We start from the raw sequence: 14497 nt of genomic DNA on the forward strand, positions 1-14497 counted from the left end.
CCGGGGCCCCCGTCGGTCGAGCAGCACCGCTCACGCGGAAGCGGCCACCCGTCCGGGCGGCTGCTTCCGTCGTCTCCGTTGGCCTGTCTCTGGGGGCGGGCGGGCTCAGGCGCCGGCGCCCGCGATCGGCGGCGCCGAGGCGTCCGCACCCGCGCTGCTCGCCTCACGACGGAGGTACTCCTCGATGTTCTCGACGTCGGCACGGTTGCGCTGGACGACGGTCAGCAGGTCGGACATCGAGCTGACCTCCTCGACCTGCTCCTTGATAAACCACTGCATGAACTGGTCGGACGCGAAGTCGTGCTCCTCGCGGGCGACGGCGGTCAGCGCGTTGATCTGGTCGGTGACTCGCTTCTCCTGGGCCAGGGCCAGCTCGACCGGCTCGACGATGTCGGCGAAGGCGTTGGTCGGTGCGCCCACCCCTGGGATCGCCACGGTCGAGTCCGTGTCGAGGAGGTACTGGACCATCATCATCGCGTGGTCGCGCTCCTCGAGCGCCTGACGGTAGAACAGCGCCGCCATCTGCGGCATCGTCAGGGTGTCGTAGTAGACCGCGATCGCGACGTACTGCTGGTGGGCGGCGTACTCGTGGCCGATCTGCTCGTTGAGCAGGTCGACGAACCTCTGGGCGGCCATGGTGGCTCCTCCGCACTGGTCTCGACGGGTGGGGCAGACGCCCATCCTAGGGACGCGGCGCCGACTGGTCCGCCGGCCGCCCACCCGCCGGCCGCCCACCGCCCGCCCCATCGGCCGGTCGGTCAGCGGTTGACGAACGCGGCGATGACAGCGATCGCGATGAAGAGCACAAGCGCCGCGACGGTGATGCGGTGGCGGAACTTGAAGTTCACTTGGTCACCTCGGAGGTGGCGGGCACCACCGAGGCGAGCTGGATCCGGAGTCGGGGGCGCCGCTGGGTCTGGATGGTCACCGCGACATTCTGCCGACGTGCGACCCAGAGGCCAACCGCGACGAGGCTGAGGCCCACGGCGATGGTGCCGATGGCGATCGTCCAGCGCGGCCCCCAGGCGTCACCGATCCAGCCGATGACCGGTGCACCGACGGGCGTGCCACCCATGAAGATCGCCATGTAGAGCGCCATGACCCGCCCACGCATCATGGGGTCCACGCTGACCTGGACCATGGCGTTGGCCGTGGTCAGCGCCGTCAGGGCGGCGAGGCCCGTCGGCACGAGGTAGACGGCGAACATCACGTAGTTCGGCGCCGTGGAGAGCAGGGCCGTCGACACGGTGAAGCCGGCGAGGGCGACGAGGAGCACCCGCATCCGGGGCCGGGCGCGCCGGGCCGAGAGCAGGGCGGCGGTGAGCGAGCCGATGGCCATGATCGAGCCGAGCAGGCCGTACTCCCCCGGGCCCTTGTCGAAGACCTTCGTGGCCATCAGGGCCATCGTGAGCTGGAAGTTCATGCCGAACGTCCCGAGCACGAAGACGAGCGCCATGATGAGCACGAGGTCGGGCCGGCCCTTCACGTAGCGCAGGCCCTCGCGGATCTGGCCCTTGCCGCGGGCGCGCGGTGAGGGCGTCAGCAGGCTGGTGTTCATCCGCAGCAGCGCCACGAGCACGAAGACGAACGTCGCGGCGTTGACGTAGAGCGCGGGAGCGATGCCGAACCACGCGATGACGAGGCCGGCGACGGCGGGGCCGACGAGTCGGCCGAGGTTGAACGACGCGCTGTTGAGGGCGACCGCGTTGGGCAGGTGCTCGGTGTCGACCATCTCGGAGACGAACGTCTGCCGGGCCGGGTTGTCGACGGCCGTCGCGACGCCCTGCAGGAACGCGAGGGCGTAGACGTGCCAGAGCTCGACGACGCCGGCCGCGGTGAGCACCGCGAGGAGCAGCGCCGTGACGAGCAGCGCGGTCTGGGTGAGGAAGAGGATGCGCCGCTTGGGGAAGCGGTCGACGAGCATCCCCGCGAACGGCGCGAGGATGAGGAAGGGCAGGAACTGCAGTCCCGTGACGATGCCGAGCGCCGTCGACGAGTGGTCGGTCAGGACCGTGAGGACGAGCCAGTCCTGGGCCACGCGGCCCATCCACGTGCCGACGTTGGAGACGATCGCGCCGGAGGCGTAGATGCGGTAGTTCGGAATGGAGAGGGAGTGGAAGGTGGGGCTCATTCGCTGGCCACCTTGGCCAGCACGTCGGCGGCCCGCTGGAGCAGCTCCCGCTCCTCGTCGGTGAGCTGCTCGAAGCGCGACAGCATCCACTCGTCGCGGTGCCTGCGGATCCGCTTGAGTGCCTTGCGGCCCTCGGGGGTCAGCGACAGGATCACCTGCCGCCCGTCGGTGGGGTCGTCGGCCCGGGAGACGTAGGCACGCTCGACGAGCATGTTCGTCGTGCGCTTCATGCTCGGGGCCGAGACACGCTCGATGTCGGCGAGCTCGCTGTTGGTGCGGGCCGTGCTCTCGAGCCGGCAGAGCACCGAGAACTGGTGCGGCGGCAGCTCGCGGTCGGACTCGAAACGGACCCGCCGCGAGATGCGCATGCAGGCGAGTCGGATGTCGTTGGAGAGCGAGACGAGCTCGGCTCTGGAGAGCTGGCTGGTCGGGTGCTTGGAAGTCAAGGGCGGATCCTCGGAAGTGCAGTCTGGTGATACTTAGCCTAACTCATTACCTCGGCTAACCATTCCCAACCCTGGACAGACCGGGCACCGGCCGCGACGACGGTCGTACGCGGAAGGCCCCCTCCCGAGCGGGAGGGGGCCTTCACGGCATACGTTCTCGGGCGTTAGGCCGAGCGGACCGCCTGGTGCGGCAGCGTCGCTCAGGTGAGCATCGACTCGAGCGGAGCCTTGATGAAGTAGACGACGAAGAACGCGGCGACGATCCACAGGAGCGGGTGGATCTCGCGCTGCTTGCCACGGGCCATCTTCACGAGCACCCAGGCGATGAAGCCCGCTCCGATGCCGACGGTGATGTTGTAGGTGAAGGGCATGAGCACGATGGTGAGGAACGCCGGCAGCGCGATCTCCATGTCGTCCCAGTCGATGTTCTTCACCTGGGTCATCATGAGGAAGCCGACGATGACGAGCGCCGGTGCCGCCGCTTCGGAGGGGACGACCGCGAAGAGCGGGGCGAGGAACGTCGCGAGCAGGAAGAGCACGCCGGTCACGATCGACGCGAGGCCCGTGCGGGCGCCCTCCTCGACGCCCGACGCCGACTCGATGTAGGACGTGTTGCTGCTGACGCCACCGGCGCCACCCGCGATCGCGGCGACCGAGTCGACGACGAGGATGCGGTCGGTGTGCGGCGGGTTGCCGTCCTCGTCGAGCAGCTTGGCCTCGGTGCCGATCGCGACGACCGTGCCCATCGTGTCGAAGAAGTCGGCGAGCAGGAGCGAGAAGACGAACATGAGGGCCGTGACGACGCCGATCTTCTCGAACGAGCCGAGCAGGCTGAACTGGCCGAGGATGCCGAGGTCCGGGGCGTTGGTGATCGAGTCGGGCAGCTTCGGCACGGTGAGGGCCCAGGCCGACGGGTTGGTCAGGGCGCCCTTGTCGTCGAAGACGCGCGGACCGATGGCGAAGATCACCTCGAGGACCATGGCGAGCACGGTCGCCGCGACGATGCCGATGAGGATCGCGCCCTTGACCTTGCGGATGAGCAGGACCGCGATGAGGAAGACACCGAAGACGAAGACGAGGGTCGGCCAGCCGTCGAGGCTGCCGCCGATGCCGAGCTCGCTCGGGACCGACCCGGGTGTCGTGGGACGGCGGGCGAACCCGGCGTCGATGACACCGATGTAGGCGATGAACAGCCCGATGCCGACCGAGATCGCGACCTTGAGCGGTGCGGGGATCGCCTTGAAGACCGCCTTGCGGAAGCCGGTCAGCACGAGCACGAGGATGATGACGCCCTCGATGACGACGAGGCCCATGAGGTCGGCGAAGGTGATCTTGTCGGCCGAGTGGGTGATGACCATGCCGGTGATGAGGCCGTTGATGCCGAGCCCGGCGGCCAGCGCGATCGGGAAGTTCGCGACGAGGCCCATGAGGATCGACATGACGCCGGCGATGACCGCCGTGCCGACCGCGACGAGCAGCTTGCTCTCGGTCAGGTCGGTCGTGCCACCGATCATGGTGCCCGAGCCGTCGACGACGCCCGAGAGGATGATGGGGTTGAGGACCACGATGTAGACCATCGTGAAGAAGGTGACGAAGCCGCCCCGGACCTCGCGAGCGACGGTCGACCCGCGCTCGGTGATCTTGAAGAAGCCGTCGAGCCCGGTCTGTGTGGGCGCTTTGCGTGTATCCGTCGACATGGCGCACCACCCTAGTGGCGGCGCGTTTCGGCTGTGTGACGAGACCCTAGGCTGTCTGCGTGACCGACGAGACCACCCCCGACCTGCCGCCCGCGTCCGACCCGACGCCCGAGCAGATCGCCCCGCTGCCCGTGCCGATGCTGCGGATCATCGAGGTCGGGATGGCTGCGTGGGTCGTCGCGCTCGTCGTCATCCTCGTCGTGCCCGCCCTCCACGAGGGTGACCGCGACTGGTGGCCGTGGACGTGCGTGGCCGGATTCGTGCTGGGCGTCATGGGCTGGGTCTACGTGTGGCGCGGGCGCGGCAACGCGAGCGACGCCGCCTGAGACCCGGTCGCGCCCAGGGGCGGCAGCGGACCACCCGGGTATGCCGGGTGGCCGTCCCGTGGTCGGGCGACTGTCAGTCGGTGACGGGGTCGTCCGAGCCGTGCGACTCCTCGGCGGGCGCCTCGGCCGGCTTCTCGTCCAGCTCGGCTGCCGGCAGCTCGCCCGGCTCGTCGGCCGACGGCTCGTCGGCCGACGGCTCGTCGACCGACTGCTCGTCGACCGACTGCTCGTCGACCGACTGCTCGTTGGTGGCCGTCTCGTCCGTGACCGTGCCGGCCTGGGCCGCGCGCTCCGCCGGCTCGACGTCGACGGCGAACTCGTCGACGATCGGCTCGCCGATCGGCGGCGGCTCGGGGTGGTCCATGTCGGTCTCGGAGTGGGCCCCGCAGCCGTGGTCGAGCGAGACGACCCGGCCGTCGGAGGGGCTCCACTCGTTGGCGCAGACCCCGAAGGTCGCACGCAGCGCGCCCGCCATCGGCAGGAAGTAGCCGCACGTCGTGCAGCGCTCGGTCGCCTTGGTGGCGATCTCGGCCGTCGGACCGTTGTCGCCGGCGTACCACCGGCTCGCGGCGACCTCGCGACCCTCGGCCGACAGGACGCGGGGACGACCGAGTCCGAGCTCGAAGAAGGCCATCTGGTCGACGTCCTCCTCGCCCGTGGCCTCGAAACCGGCCTCGAGGTTGGGGTCGTCGTGACGGAAGGGCAGCACGTCGCCGGCACCGAGGTCGCCGGGAGCGAGCCGGTCGGCATACGGCAGCCACTCGGGAGCCAGGACGGCGTCGGGACCGGGCAGCAGGTTGGTCTCGCAGACCGTCGCCACCTTGGCGCGCGACACCCGGGCGACGCTGACGCCCCAGCGCCAGCCGCGGTAGCCCGGCGAGGTGCACTCGAACCAGTGCATGCCGAGGCGCTCCTCGAGCAGGTCCATGCCGAGGTGCGCGCCGACGGTTGCGGGCTCGGCGACCTCCTCGAGGACGCTGCGGGCGAGGTCGGACGCGGCCAGCAGCACGGCGTCCGTCTTGGGGGCGGTGACGGTCATGAGCTCACTTCTCCAGCTCGTCCGCGAGGCCGCGCAGGGCGCGTGCGACGTTGGAGGCGAGCTTGCGGTCTGGGCGGCGTCCGGCGCGGTAGCCGTTGCCGACGCCGTCGAGGAGCTGCACGACGTCCTCGATGATGACGGTGAGCTCCTCCTGCGTCTTGCGGGTCTGTGCGGTCTTGTTGGCGGCGACGGACTGGACCGGGTCGAGCACCTTGACCGACAGCGCCTGGGCACCCTTGCGGCCCTCGACGATGCCGAACTCGACACGCACGCCCTTCTTCAGGGTCGTGATGCCCTCGGGAAGCGCGTTCGCGTGCAGGAAGACGTCCGCGCCGGAGTCCTCGGAGATGAATCCGAAGCCCTTGTCCGCGTCGTAGAACCTGACCTTGCCAGTCGGCACAGTCCACCTCGTTCAGATCTCGGTCGGCCGCCTCACGGCACGACTCGATGGCGCTCCTTGCGCTCCGCTCCAGCCTAACGGCTCGGGGCAAGCCGGATTTCCCGCCGCGCAGGCGCCGGGCCCCCGATCGCGCGGGCCGCCGCCCTTCGCTGGGGCATGCCCACGCCCCTGCACCTCGAGTCGTCCCGCGCCGTGCCCGTCGAGGTCGGCGACGCGTACGACCGCCTGCTCCCCCACCCGCTCACCGACCTCATGTCGCGGCGCTACGGGCTGCTCCCACCGATCCGGGAGGTGCGCGACCAGGGCGGACCGTGGGGCGAGGTGGGGCAGACCCGGACCATCGCCCTGGCCGACGGCGGCACGATGCGCGAGCGCCTGACCGAGGTCGTGCGGCCCGAGCGCTTCGACTACGTCCTCACCGACTTCACGGGGGCGTTCAGGCCCCTCGTGTCGCACGTCGACGGCCGGTGGGCCTTCGCGCCCGAGGGCACGGGCGTGCGCGTGACGTGGAGCTGGACGTTGCACCCGACGAGCACGTATGCCGCCCGCGTCCTGCCGCTCGTCGGCCGGATGTGGCAGGGCTACGCGCGACAGGCCCTCGAGCAGACGTCGGACGTGCTGCTCGGCCGCTGAGCCACCGGGCGGCCGGTCCGACCTTCCGAGCGGGCCCTGCGGTCCGGTCAGGACGGGGAGATGCCCCAGGTCCCGGTCCACTCCTCGCCCGGCGCGAGCACGACGAGACCGTCACCCGAGTTGAAGGCGTCGGCGGGGCAGCTCATCGGCTCGACGGCGATGCCGACCTCGCCCTTGCGGTCCTCGGCGATGGCGGTGAACACCTGGAGCCACGGGAAGGCCGCGTCGGCCCAGAGCGTCGTCGTGCGGTCGGCGGCGGCCACGGTGGCGCGCCACATGCCGTCGGCGTCGCGCAGGACATCGGTGTAGGCCGTGTCGAGGCGGGCACCGCCGACGGGGCGGCGCTCGCGGAAGTCGTAGGGCTCGCCCGAGACCGGGCGGTTCGCGGCGGGCAGGAGGCGCTCGTCGACCTGCACCCACGTCGCGGCCGGGATGCGCAGCTCGACGTCGGGCAGCAGGGTGTCGCCGACGGCGAGGTAGGGGTGCGCGCCGTAGCCGAACGGGGCGGCCGTCGGTCCGACGTTGCGGGCTGCCGCCGTCACGACGAGGCCCGACTCGTCGAGCAGGTAGGTCGTGCGCAGGTCGAGGAAGTGGTCCCAGCCGGGCTGCGGGTGCAGGCGATAGCCGACGGTCACGCGGTCGTCCTCGTGCTCGACGAGCTCCCAGAGCGCCCAGCGCACCAAGCCGTGGCTCGCGTTGCCGCGGGCGACCTCGGTGACCGACAGCTGGTGCTCGGTGCCCTCGAACGTGTAGCGGCCGCCACGGATCCGGTTGGGCCACGGCATGAGCTGCTGGCCGCGGCCCGACGCACAGGTCTCGTCGGCGGCATAGCCGGCCACGACGTCGACGCCGGCACGGGTCAGCGTGCGCAGCCCGCCGCCGACCTCGACGACGGTCGCCTCGAAGGGACCGTGCCCGATGGTCCACTGCTGCCCGGTCGGGTGGGCCGGGGCCGGCTCGGCGGGTGACGCCGGTGAGAGCGCGCTCATGGAGGCAACGCTAGCGGGCACGCGCCCGAGCGAGTCGGAGGCCACGTCAGGTGGGCAGTAGGTTGGGAGGATGGCCACCCCGAGCCGGAGCCTCGCCGACGACATCCGCGGCCGGGGCGACGCAGAGCTCATCGACCTCGTGCTCGCGCGCCCGGATCTCGCGCGCCCCGCGCCGGCCGACCTGACGAGCCTCGCCGCCCGGGCGGGCACCCGGGCCAGCGTGCAGCGCGCCGTCGAGGCGCTCGACCGTGGCCACCTCCAGGTGCTCGAGGCCGTCGTCGTCGCGGGCGACGCCGCCGAGCGCAGCGTGCTGCTGCACCTGCTCGGCACCGACGACGCCGGGACGGTCGACGCCATCGTGCAGGACCTCTGGCGCTCGGCGCTGGTCTGGCGCGGCGTCGACGGCGACCACGTCGTGCGCACGGTGCCCGAGGTGCTCGGCACGGCGGTTGCCGGCCTGGGGGCGCCGATGCGCGAGCTGCGCCCCTCGTCGCCGCCCGAGCACGCCGACCCCGACCGCATCCGGGCGACAGTCGCCGAGGCGCCCGACGACTCGCGCGCCATGCTCGAGCGGATGACGTGGGGGCCCGCCTTCGGCGTCCTGCCCGCCGCCGCCCCGGGTCGCACGACAGCCCGCTGGCTGCTCGAGCACCACCTGCTCGTCCCCGTGTCGACCGACCGCGTCGCGCTGCCCCGCGAGGTCGGGCTCGTGCTGCGCGAGGGCCGGCTGCACCGGTCGACCGAGCTGACCCCGCCCGACATCGAGGCCCGTCCCGTGTCGCTCGTCGACGCGGCCGCCGGCGGTGCCGCCAGCGAGTGCCTGACGCACGTCGACGAGCTCGCCGCCGCGTGGGGCGCCGACCCGCCCCGGGTGCTGCGCGCCGGCGGCCTGTCGGTCCGAGACCTCCGCGTCACCCAGATGTCCCTCGACCTCGACCCCGAGCACACCGCCTTCGTCGTCGAGCTCGCGTATGCCGCCGGGCTGGTCGCCGACGACGGCGAGGTCGTGCCGGTGTGGGCTCCCACGTCGGAGATCGACGAGTGGAGCTCGAGCGAGGCCGGGCACCGCTGGGCGACCTTGGCCGTGGCCTGGCTCGGGTCGACCCGGGCCCCGCACCTCGTGGGGCGACGTGGCACCGGCACCGGGCCGGCCAATGCGCTGGGCCCCGACGTCCAGTGGCCGGCGATCCGTGCGATCCGCCGCGAGGTGCTGCGAGAGCTCGCCTCGCTCGAGCCGGGCAGCGCGCCGGACCACGCCTCCCTGCGCGAGCGCCTGGCGTGGCGGCGGCCGAACCGGTCCGCTGCCGTGCTCGACGAGGCCGTCGAGGCGGTGCTGCGCGAGTCCGAGTGGCTCGGGGTCACCGGTCGCGGGGCCCTGTCCGAGGCCGGCCGCGCCCTCGTCGCCCCGCTCCTCCCCCTCCTCCCCGCGGTTCGAGGTGATCGCGCCACCCAGGCCGGTGGCGGGAACACCTCGAACGGCAAGCGCGCCGCCCGGGGTCGAGGTGATCGCGGGAGCGGCTCCGGTGGCGGCATCACCTCGACCGAGCAGACGCCGCCGGAGGCGGGAGCCGTGGCCGAGGGCGTCGCCGCGGCGATGTCGGCGCACCTGCCCTCCCCCGTCGACCACATCCTCGTCCAGGCCGACCTCACCGCCGTCGCCCCCGGGCCGCTCGTCGGCGGTCTCGGGTCGTTCATGCGCCTCGCCGCCGACGTCGAGTCCCGCGGCGGTGCCACGGTCTACCGCTTCACCCCCGAGTCGGTGCGCCGGGCGCTCGACGCGGGGTGGACCGCGGCCGACTTCACCGAGACGGTGCGCCGGTCGAGCCGCACGCCGGTCCCGCAGCCGCTCGAGTACCTCGTCGCCGACGTCGCCCGCAAGCACGGCCAGACACGCATCGGCGGCGCCGCAGCCTACATTCGCTCCGACGACGAGGCGGTCCTCGACACGATGCTCGCGTCCCGCGACCTCACTCCGCTGCGGCTCCGGCGTCTCGCGCCCACCGTGCTCGTGTCGTCGGCAGACCCCCGCGTCCTCGTCGACCTGTTGCGCGACAACGGTTTTGCACCCGTGCACGAGGGGCAGGACGGCACTGTCGTCCACGCCGAGACGCCTCGCCGGAGGGCCGGTTCACGCCGCCGCGGCCCCGGCCCGATGGTCTCGCCCGTCGACCGGCCCTACACGCAGACGCTCGTCGACGGGCTGCGCGCTGCCGAGGCGACGGCCGACCAGCGCCGCGTCGAGGACGAGACCCGTCCTGGTCCACGCATCCTGGCGATGGACCCGGTCGTGACGCTGTCGTTGCTGCGTGACGCGGTCGCCGACCGGCACGGCGTGTGGATCGGCTACTCCGACGGCCACGGGGCCACGAGCCGCCACCTCATCCACCCCCAGAAGGTCGAGGGCGGACGGGTGCGGGCCACCGACGAGTCCGGCCACGAGAAGTCCTTCTCGGTGCACCGCATCACCGGCGCGACGCTCGAGAGCTGAGCAGCCTCGGTGGGCAACGACATCCGCGGAGGCCACCGGCCGGCATACGTGCTCCATGACCACCGGAAGCCGCGGCCGCACTTCGACCTGCGGCTCGAGGAGGACGGCGTCCTGCGATCGTGGGCGGTGCCCAAGGGGCTGCCGACGACGAGCCGGCACGACCGCCTCGCCGTCGCGGTCGACGACCACGCCATGGACCACCTCGACTACACCGACGAGCACAAGTCGGTCGCCGACACCGGGTGGTGGGAGGAGGAGTCGCGTGACGACCACCGGATCGTCTTCGTGCTCCACGGGCAGGACAGCTCGCGCCGCTACGCCCTGATCCGAACCGACCGCGACTGGCTGCTGCACCTCACCAAGGACCAGCCCCGGCCCTGACGCGCCGCCTCCTACTTCCCCCGGTTCGTGGCCCTTCGGCGGTTGGGGTGGGTCAGGCGCCGGCGAGGGCGCGCACGACGTTGCTCGGCGACGGACGGCCCAGCCGACCAGCCATCCAGACCGAGGTCTCGACGAGCGCGTCGAGGTCGACGCCGGTCTCGACCCCGGCCCCGTGCAGGGCCCACACGAGGTCCTCGGTGGCGAGGTTGCCCGTGGCGGACTTCGCGTAGGGACAGCCACCGAGGCCACCGGCCGCCGCGTCGACGACCGAGACGCCGTCGCGCAGGGCGGCCATCGTGTTGGCGAGCGCCTGGCCGTAGGTGTCGTGGAAGTGCACGGCGACACGGTCGGTGCCGATGCCACGCGCCCCGAGAGCCTCGAGGAGCCGGTGCACGTGGCCGGTCGTGCCGACGCCGATGGTGTCGCCGAGACTGAGCTCGTGGCAGCCGAGGTCCATGAGCCGCTCGGCGGTGTCGACGACCTGGTCGATCGGCACCGGCCCCTCCCAAGGGTCGCCGAAGCACATCGAGACGTAGGCCCGCACCCACATGCCGTCGGCGAGCGAGCGCTTCACCACGGGCTCGAACATGGCGTACTGCTCGGTGACCGACCGGTTGAGGTTCTTCTGCGCGAAGGTCTCGGTGGCCGACCCGAAGATCGCGATGGCCGTGAGACCGAGCTCCTCGGCGCGGTCGAGGCCGCGCTCGTTGGGCACGAGGGCGGGCCGGCGGCGTCCCAGCCCGTCGGCGCCGAGGCCGGCGAGCACCTCCTCGGCGTCACCCATCTGCGGCACCCACCTCGCCGGCACGAACGACGTCGTCTCGATGGTGCCGAGCCCCGCGGCCTCGAGGCGGCGGATGAACTCGACCTTCGTGGCAGCCGGGACGACCGTCTTCTCGTTCTGCAGCCCGTCGCGAGGACCGACCTCGTAGATCGTCACCTTCGGGGGCAGCCCCGTCGCCGCCTCGACCTGTGGGGATCGCATGCGCCCATACTGTCACCAGCACGCCCCACCCCCGGGCCGAGGTATCGGCTCGCACCGGGGCCCGACGGAATACCTCGACCCACGCTCGGAGTTGTCCCCACACGATGAATGACGGACCCCTGATCGTCCAGAGCGACAAGACCCTCCTCCTCGAGGTCGACCACCCGAACGCCGAGGCCGCACGCCGCGCCATCGCGCCGTTCGCCGAGCTCGAGCGCGCCCCCGAGCACGTGCACACCTACCGGATCACGCCGCTCGGTCTGTGGAACGCCCGCGCCGCCGGCCACGACGCCGAGCAGGTCGTCGACGCCCTCATCACCCACAGCAGGTATGCCGTCCCCAACGCGCTGCTCGTCGACGTGGCCGACACGATGGACCGGTACGGGCGCCTCACCCTCACCAAGGAGGGCCTCACCGACAGCCCGGAGGGGACCCGTCTCGTGCTGCGCACGACGGACCGCCCGGTGCTCGAGGAGGTGCTGCGGTACAAGAAGATCAAGCCGCTCACGGGCGAGCGCCTCGACGACCTCGCCGTCGTCGTCCACCCGAGCGAGCGCGGCACCCTGAAGCAGGAGCTGCTCAAGGTCGGCTGGCCGGCAGAAGACCTGGCAGGCTACGTCGACGGCGAGGCCCACCCGATCGACCTCGACCAGGCCGACTGGCACCTGCGGCCCTACCAGCAGCACGCCGTCGACGGCTTCTGGCACGGCGGGTCGGGCGTCGTGGTGCTCCCCTGCGGTGCGGGAAAGACGCTCGTCGGCGCCGGCGCGATGGCCGCCGCCAAGGCGACGACCCTCATCCTCGTGACCAACACCGTCAGCGCGCGCCAATGGAAGGACGAGCTGATCAGGCGCACGACCCTGACCGAGGACGAGATCGGCGAGTACTCCGGCGCCCGCAAGGAGATCCGCCCGGTCACCATCGCGACCTACCAGGTGCTGACGACGAAGCGGAAGGGCGCCTACGCGCACCTCGACCTGCTCGACGCCCGCGACTGGGGCCTCATCGTCTACGACGAGGTGCACCTGCTGCCGGCCCCGATCTTCCGCATGACCGCGGACCTGCAGGCACGCCGCCGCCTCGGCCTGACCGCGACGCTCGTGCGCGAGGACGGCCGCGAGGCCGACGTCTTCAGCCTCATCGGCCCGAAGCGCTTCGACGCGCCGTGGAAGGACATCGAGGCCCAGGGCTACATCGCTCCCGCGGACTGCGTCGAGGTGCGGGTCAGCCTCCCCGACGGCCAGCGGATGGCGTATGCCGTGAGCGAGCCGGAGGAGCGCTACCGCCTCGCGTCGTGCTCCGACGCGAAGCTGCCCGTCATCGAGAAGCTGGCCGAGCAGCACGCCGGCGAGCCGACGCTCGTCATCGGGCAGTACCTCGACCAGCTCCACGAGGTGGCCGAGCGGCTCGGTGCCGAGGTCATCACCGGCGAGACGACGGTCAAGGAGCGCCAGCGCCTCTACGACGCGTTCCGCGTCGGCGAGATCACGACCCTCGTCGTCAGCAAGGTCGCGAACTTCTCCATCGACCTGCCCGAGGCCAGCGTCGCGATCCAGATCAGCGGCACCTTCGGCTCGCGCCAGGAGGAGGCCCAGCGGCTCGGTCGCGTCCTGCGGCCCAAGGGCGACGGGCGCACCGCGCACTTCTACACGATCGTGAGCCGGGACACCGTCGACGCCGACTTCGCCGCGCACCGCCAGCGCTTCCTCGCGGAGCAGGGGTACGCGTACCGGATCGTCGATGCGGATGACCTGATCTGACCTATTGCCGCACCTCACGAGTTCTGGGGTGACCGCCCGGGGGCAAAGGCACGACACCGCACCCCGGGCGGCGTGCGGATGGTGGCCAGCACCCGTCTGAGGTGCGCCCGCGCGGCTTCGCCCGGGCTACTCGCCGCCGCCGCCCTGCTGAGCGGACTTTCTCCGCTCCAGCAGCCAGTGCGCCTCGTGGGTGTCCGGGTCCCGCCAATCGCGAAGGCGGTACTCGAAACCCGGCAGCAGCACGATCGGGATCGGGTCCGGCGACGCTGGGGCCACCGCCCCTACGACGATCTTTGCGTTGATGGGGATGAACGGGGACTGTGCTACGACAGGTGCCGTCACGATCTCTAACGGGTCTCCATAGGGTCTGGCCATCTGGCAAACGGTAGCACAGGTGCCTCATATCACACTGATAGTAGTCAGTTAGCAACCATATAGCGGTCTACACTGATCTCAGCGTCGATCGCCAGTCGGGCGGCGGGGCAACCACAACTAGAGAGTCAACCCATGCGCAAGACCATCCTCGGCCTCGTGGCCATCGCCGCGCTCGCCACCCCGCTCGCCTTCGCCTCCTCGGCCAACGCCGCCACGACCGCCCAGGCCGTGCCGACCGGCCATGCGATCTTCCACGCCACCCAGCCCTCGGGCAGCGGCGGCAACTGGCTCCACACGTACGACGTGGACGTGGCGGCGGGCGGCGGGTTCAGCGGCACCAACGTGATCAAAGGCCTCGACGGCGCAACGATGGTCACAGTCAACGAGACCGTCAGCGGCCAGATCACCGACAAGAACAACGACGGCGTCAAGGAGGTCACCCTCGTAGCGATCCGCACCAGCGGCCTCTACACGTTCGAGTGGAGCGTGACGGACGCGCCGATGGACGGCACGATCGACTCGATGACCGCCGGCACCACCTCCTACGCGACGGCTGTCGCCTGGACCGGTGGCCTGCTGCCGATCACATTCACCGCCCCGGAATTCCCCGTTGCGGCCACGGAGCCGGTGGTCGACAAGGACAACCACGGCGAGTACGTCTCCGGTGCTGCGCACGCTGGCATCACGGGCAAGGACTTGGCCGCGATCGCCAAGGACAAGACCCTGGTCGGCCCGTACATGGGCTGATCCACCGCATCGCCCAGCAGCCCGTCCCGCTTCGCGGGGCGGGCTGCTCTCGTGCCCGCCCGGACCCGGTGAGCGAGCACCGCTCACCCGGGCGGAGTTC

The 14497-nt window shown here is 71.5% G+C and carries 15 protein-coding genes; 6 read left to right on the forward strand and 9 right to left on the reverse strand.

Annotation, left to right across the window (positions count from 1 at the left end; translation table 11 throughout):
* Window positions 1-105: 105 nt before the first annotated feature.
* The 4 genes from ASD90_RS18545 to ASD90_RS18560 all read right to left on the reverse strand — a co-directional run bounded on the left by ASD90_RS18545 (window position 106) and on the right by ASD90_RS18560 (window position 4274).
* Window positions 106-636, reverse strand: coding sequence for a ferritin (locus ASD90_RS18545; protein ID WP_056759768.1), 531 nt, complete (start codon window positions 634-636; stop codon window positions 106-108).
* A 208-nt stretch (window positions 637-844) separates the two neighbouring features.
* The gene (locus tag ASD90_RS18550; protein ID WP_056759770.1) at window positions 845-2131 is read right to left on the reverse strand and encodes an MFS transporter; all 1287 of its coding nucleotides are present in this window, start codon (window positions 2129-2131) and stop codon (window positions 845-847) included.
* Window positions 2128-2577 (reverse strand): MarR family winged helix-turn-helix transcriptional regulator, encoded by a 450-nt coding sequence (locus ASD90_RS18555; RefSeq protein ID WP_056759771.1) that lies wholly within the window; start codon window positions 2575-2577, stop codon window positions 2128-2130. The genes ASD90_RS18550 and ASD90_RS18555 overlap by 4 nt, the downstream gene beginning before the upstream one ends.
* 200 nt (window positions 2578-2777) lie before the next feature.
* A complete protein-coding gene (locus ASD90_RS18560) occupies window positions 2778-4274 on the reverse strand; it encodes an NCS2 family permease (protein ID WP_056759773.1) in 1497 nt (498 codons plus the stop codon).
* Between the two features lie 59 nt (window positions 4275-4333).
* Here ASD90_RS18560 and ASD90_RS18565 point away from each other — a divergent pair, with 59 nt between their 5' ends.
* On the forward strand, window positions 4334-4600 hold the full coding sequence (locus ASD90_RS18565) for a DUF2530 domain-containing protein (RefSeq protein ID WP_056759775.1): 267 nt from the start codon (window positions 4334-4336) through the stop codon (window positions 4598-4600).
* A 73-nt stretch (window positions 4601-4673) separates the two neighbouring features.
* Here the strand turns inward: ASD90_RS18565 and ASD90_RS18570 are convergent, their stop codons facing one another.
* Both ASD90_RS18570 and ASD90_RS18575 read right to left on the reverse strand, forming a co-directional pair.
* A complete protein-coding gene (locus ASD90_RS18570; protein WP_056759776.1) occupies window positions 4674-5639 on the reverse strand; it encodes a DUF3027 domain-containing protein in 966 nt (321 codons plus the stop codon).
* Window positions 5640-5643: 4 nt separating this feature from the next.
* On the reverse strand, window positions 5644-6039 hold the full coding sequence (locus tag ASD90_RS18575) for a cold-shock protein (RefSeq protein WP_056759777.1): 396 nt from the start codon (window positions 6037-6039) through the stop codon (window positions 5644-5646).
* 156 nt (window positions 6040-6195) lie between these two features.
* On the opposite strand from ASD90_RS18575, the gene ASD90_RS18580 reads away from it, so the two are divergent.
* Entirely contained in the window at window positions 6196-6672 is a 477-nt protein-coding gene (locus tag ASD90_RS18580; protein ID WP_056759778.1) for an SRPBCC family protein, read from the forward strand.
* 47 nt (window positions 6673-6719) lie between these two features.
* Here the strand turns inward: ASD90_RS18580 and ASD90_RS18585 are convergent, their stop codons facing one another.
* A complete protein-coding gene (locus ASD90_RS18585) occupies window positions 6720-7661 on the reverse strand; it encodes an aldose 1-epimerase family protein (RefSeq protein WP_056759779.1) in 942 nt (313 codons plus the stop codon).
* Window positions 7662-7731: 70 nt separating this feature from the next.
* Here ASD90_RS18585 and ASD90_RS18590 point away from each other — a divergent pair, with 70 nt between their 5' ends.
* Both ASD90_RS18590 and ASD90_RS18595 read left to right on the forward strand, forming a co-directional pair.
* Window positions 7732-10149 carry a helicase-associated domain-containing protein gene (locus ASD90_RS18590; RefSeq protein ID WP_056759781.1) on the forward strand — a complete coding sequence of 806 codons (2418 nt, stop codon included), beginning with the start codon at window positions 7732-7734 and terminating at the stop codon, window positions 10147-10149.
* 9 nt (window positions 10150-10158) lie between these two features.
* Window positions 10159-10530, forward strand: coding sequence for a DNA polymerase ligase N-terminal domain-containing protein (locus tag ASD90_RS18595; protein WP_235506787.1), 372 nt, complete (start codon window positions 10159-10161; stop codon window positions 10528-10530).
* Between the two features lie 52 nt (window positions 10531-10582).
* Here the strand turns inward: ASD90_RS18595 and ASD90_RS18600 are convergent, their stop codons facing one another.
* Complete coding sequence (locus tag ASD90_RS18600) at window positions 10583-11515, reverse strand: hydroxymethylglutaryl-CoA lyase (RefSeq protein ID WP_056759783.1); 933 nt, start codon at window positions 11513-11515, stop codon at window positions 10583-10585.
* A gap of 104 nt (window positions 11516-11619) precedes the next feature.
* Here ASD90_RS18600 and ASD90_RS18605 point away from each other — a divergent pair, with 104 nt between their 5' ends.
* Window positions 11620-13275: a DNA repair helicase XPB gene (locus ASD90_RS18605; protein ID WP_056759787.1), complete on the forward strand. Its 1656-nt coding sequence runs from the start codon at window positions 11620-11622 to the stop codon at window positions 13273-13275.
* Between the two features lie 126 nt (window positions 13276-13401).
* On the opposite strand, the gene ASD90_RS18610 is transcribed toward ASD90_RS18605, so the two are convergent.
* Entirely contained in the window at window positions 13402-13650 is a 249-nt protein-coding gene (locus tag ASD90_RS18610) for a hypothetical protein (protein ID WP_157623231.1), read from the reverse strand.
* Between the two features lie 132 nt (window positions 13651-13782).
* Between ASD90_RS18610 and ASD90_RS18615 the strand changes: the two genes are divergently transcribed.
* Entirely contained in the window at window positions 13783-14397 is a 615-nt protein-coding gene (locus tag ASD90_RS18615; protein ID WP_056759792.1) for a hypothetical protein, read from the forward strand.
* The last annotated feature ends 100 nt before the right edge of the window (window positions 14398-14497 follow it).

The sequence above is a fragment of the Terrabacter sp. Root181 genome, assembly GCF_001428505.1.
Taxonomy (GTDB): Bacteria; Actinomycetota; Actinomycetes; order Actinomycetales; family Dermatophilaceae; genus Terrabacter.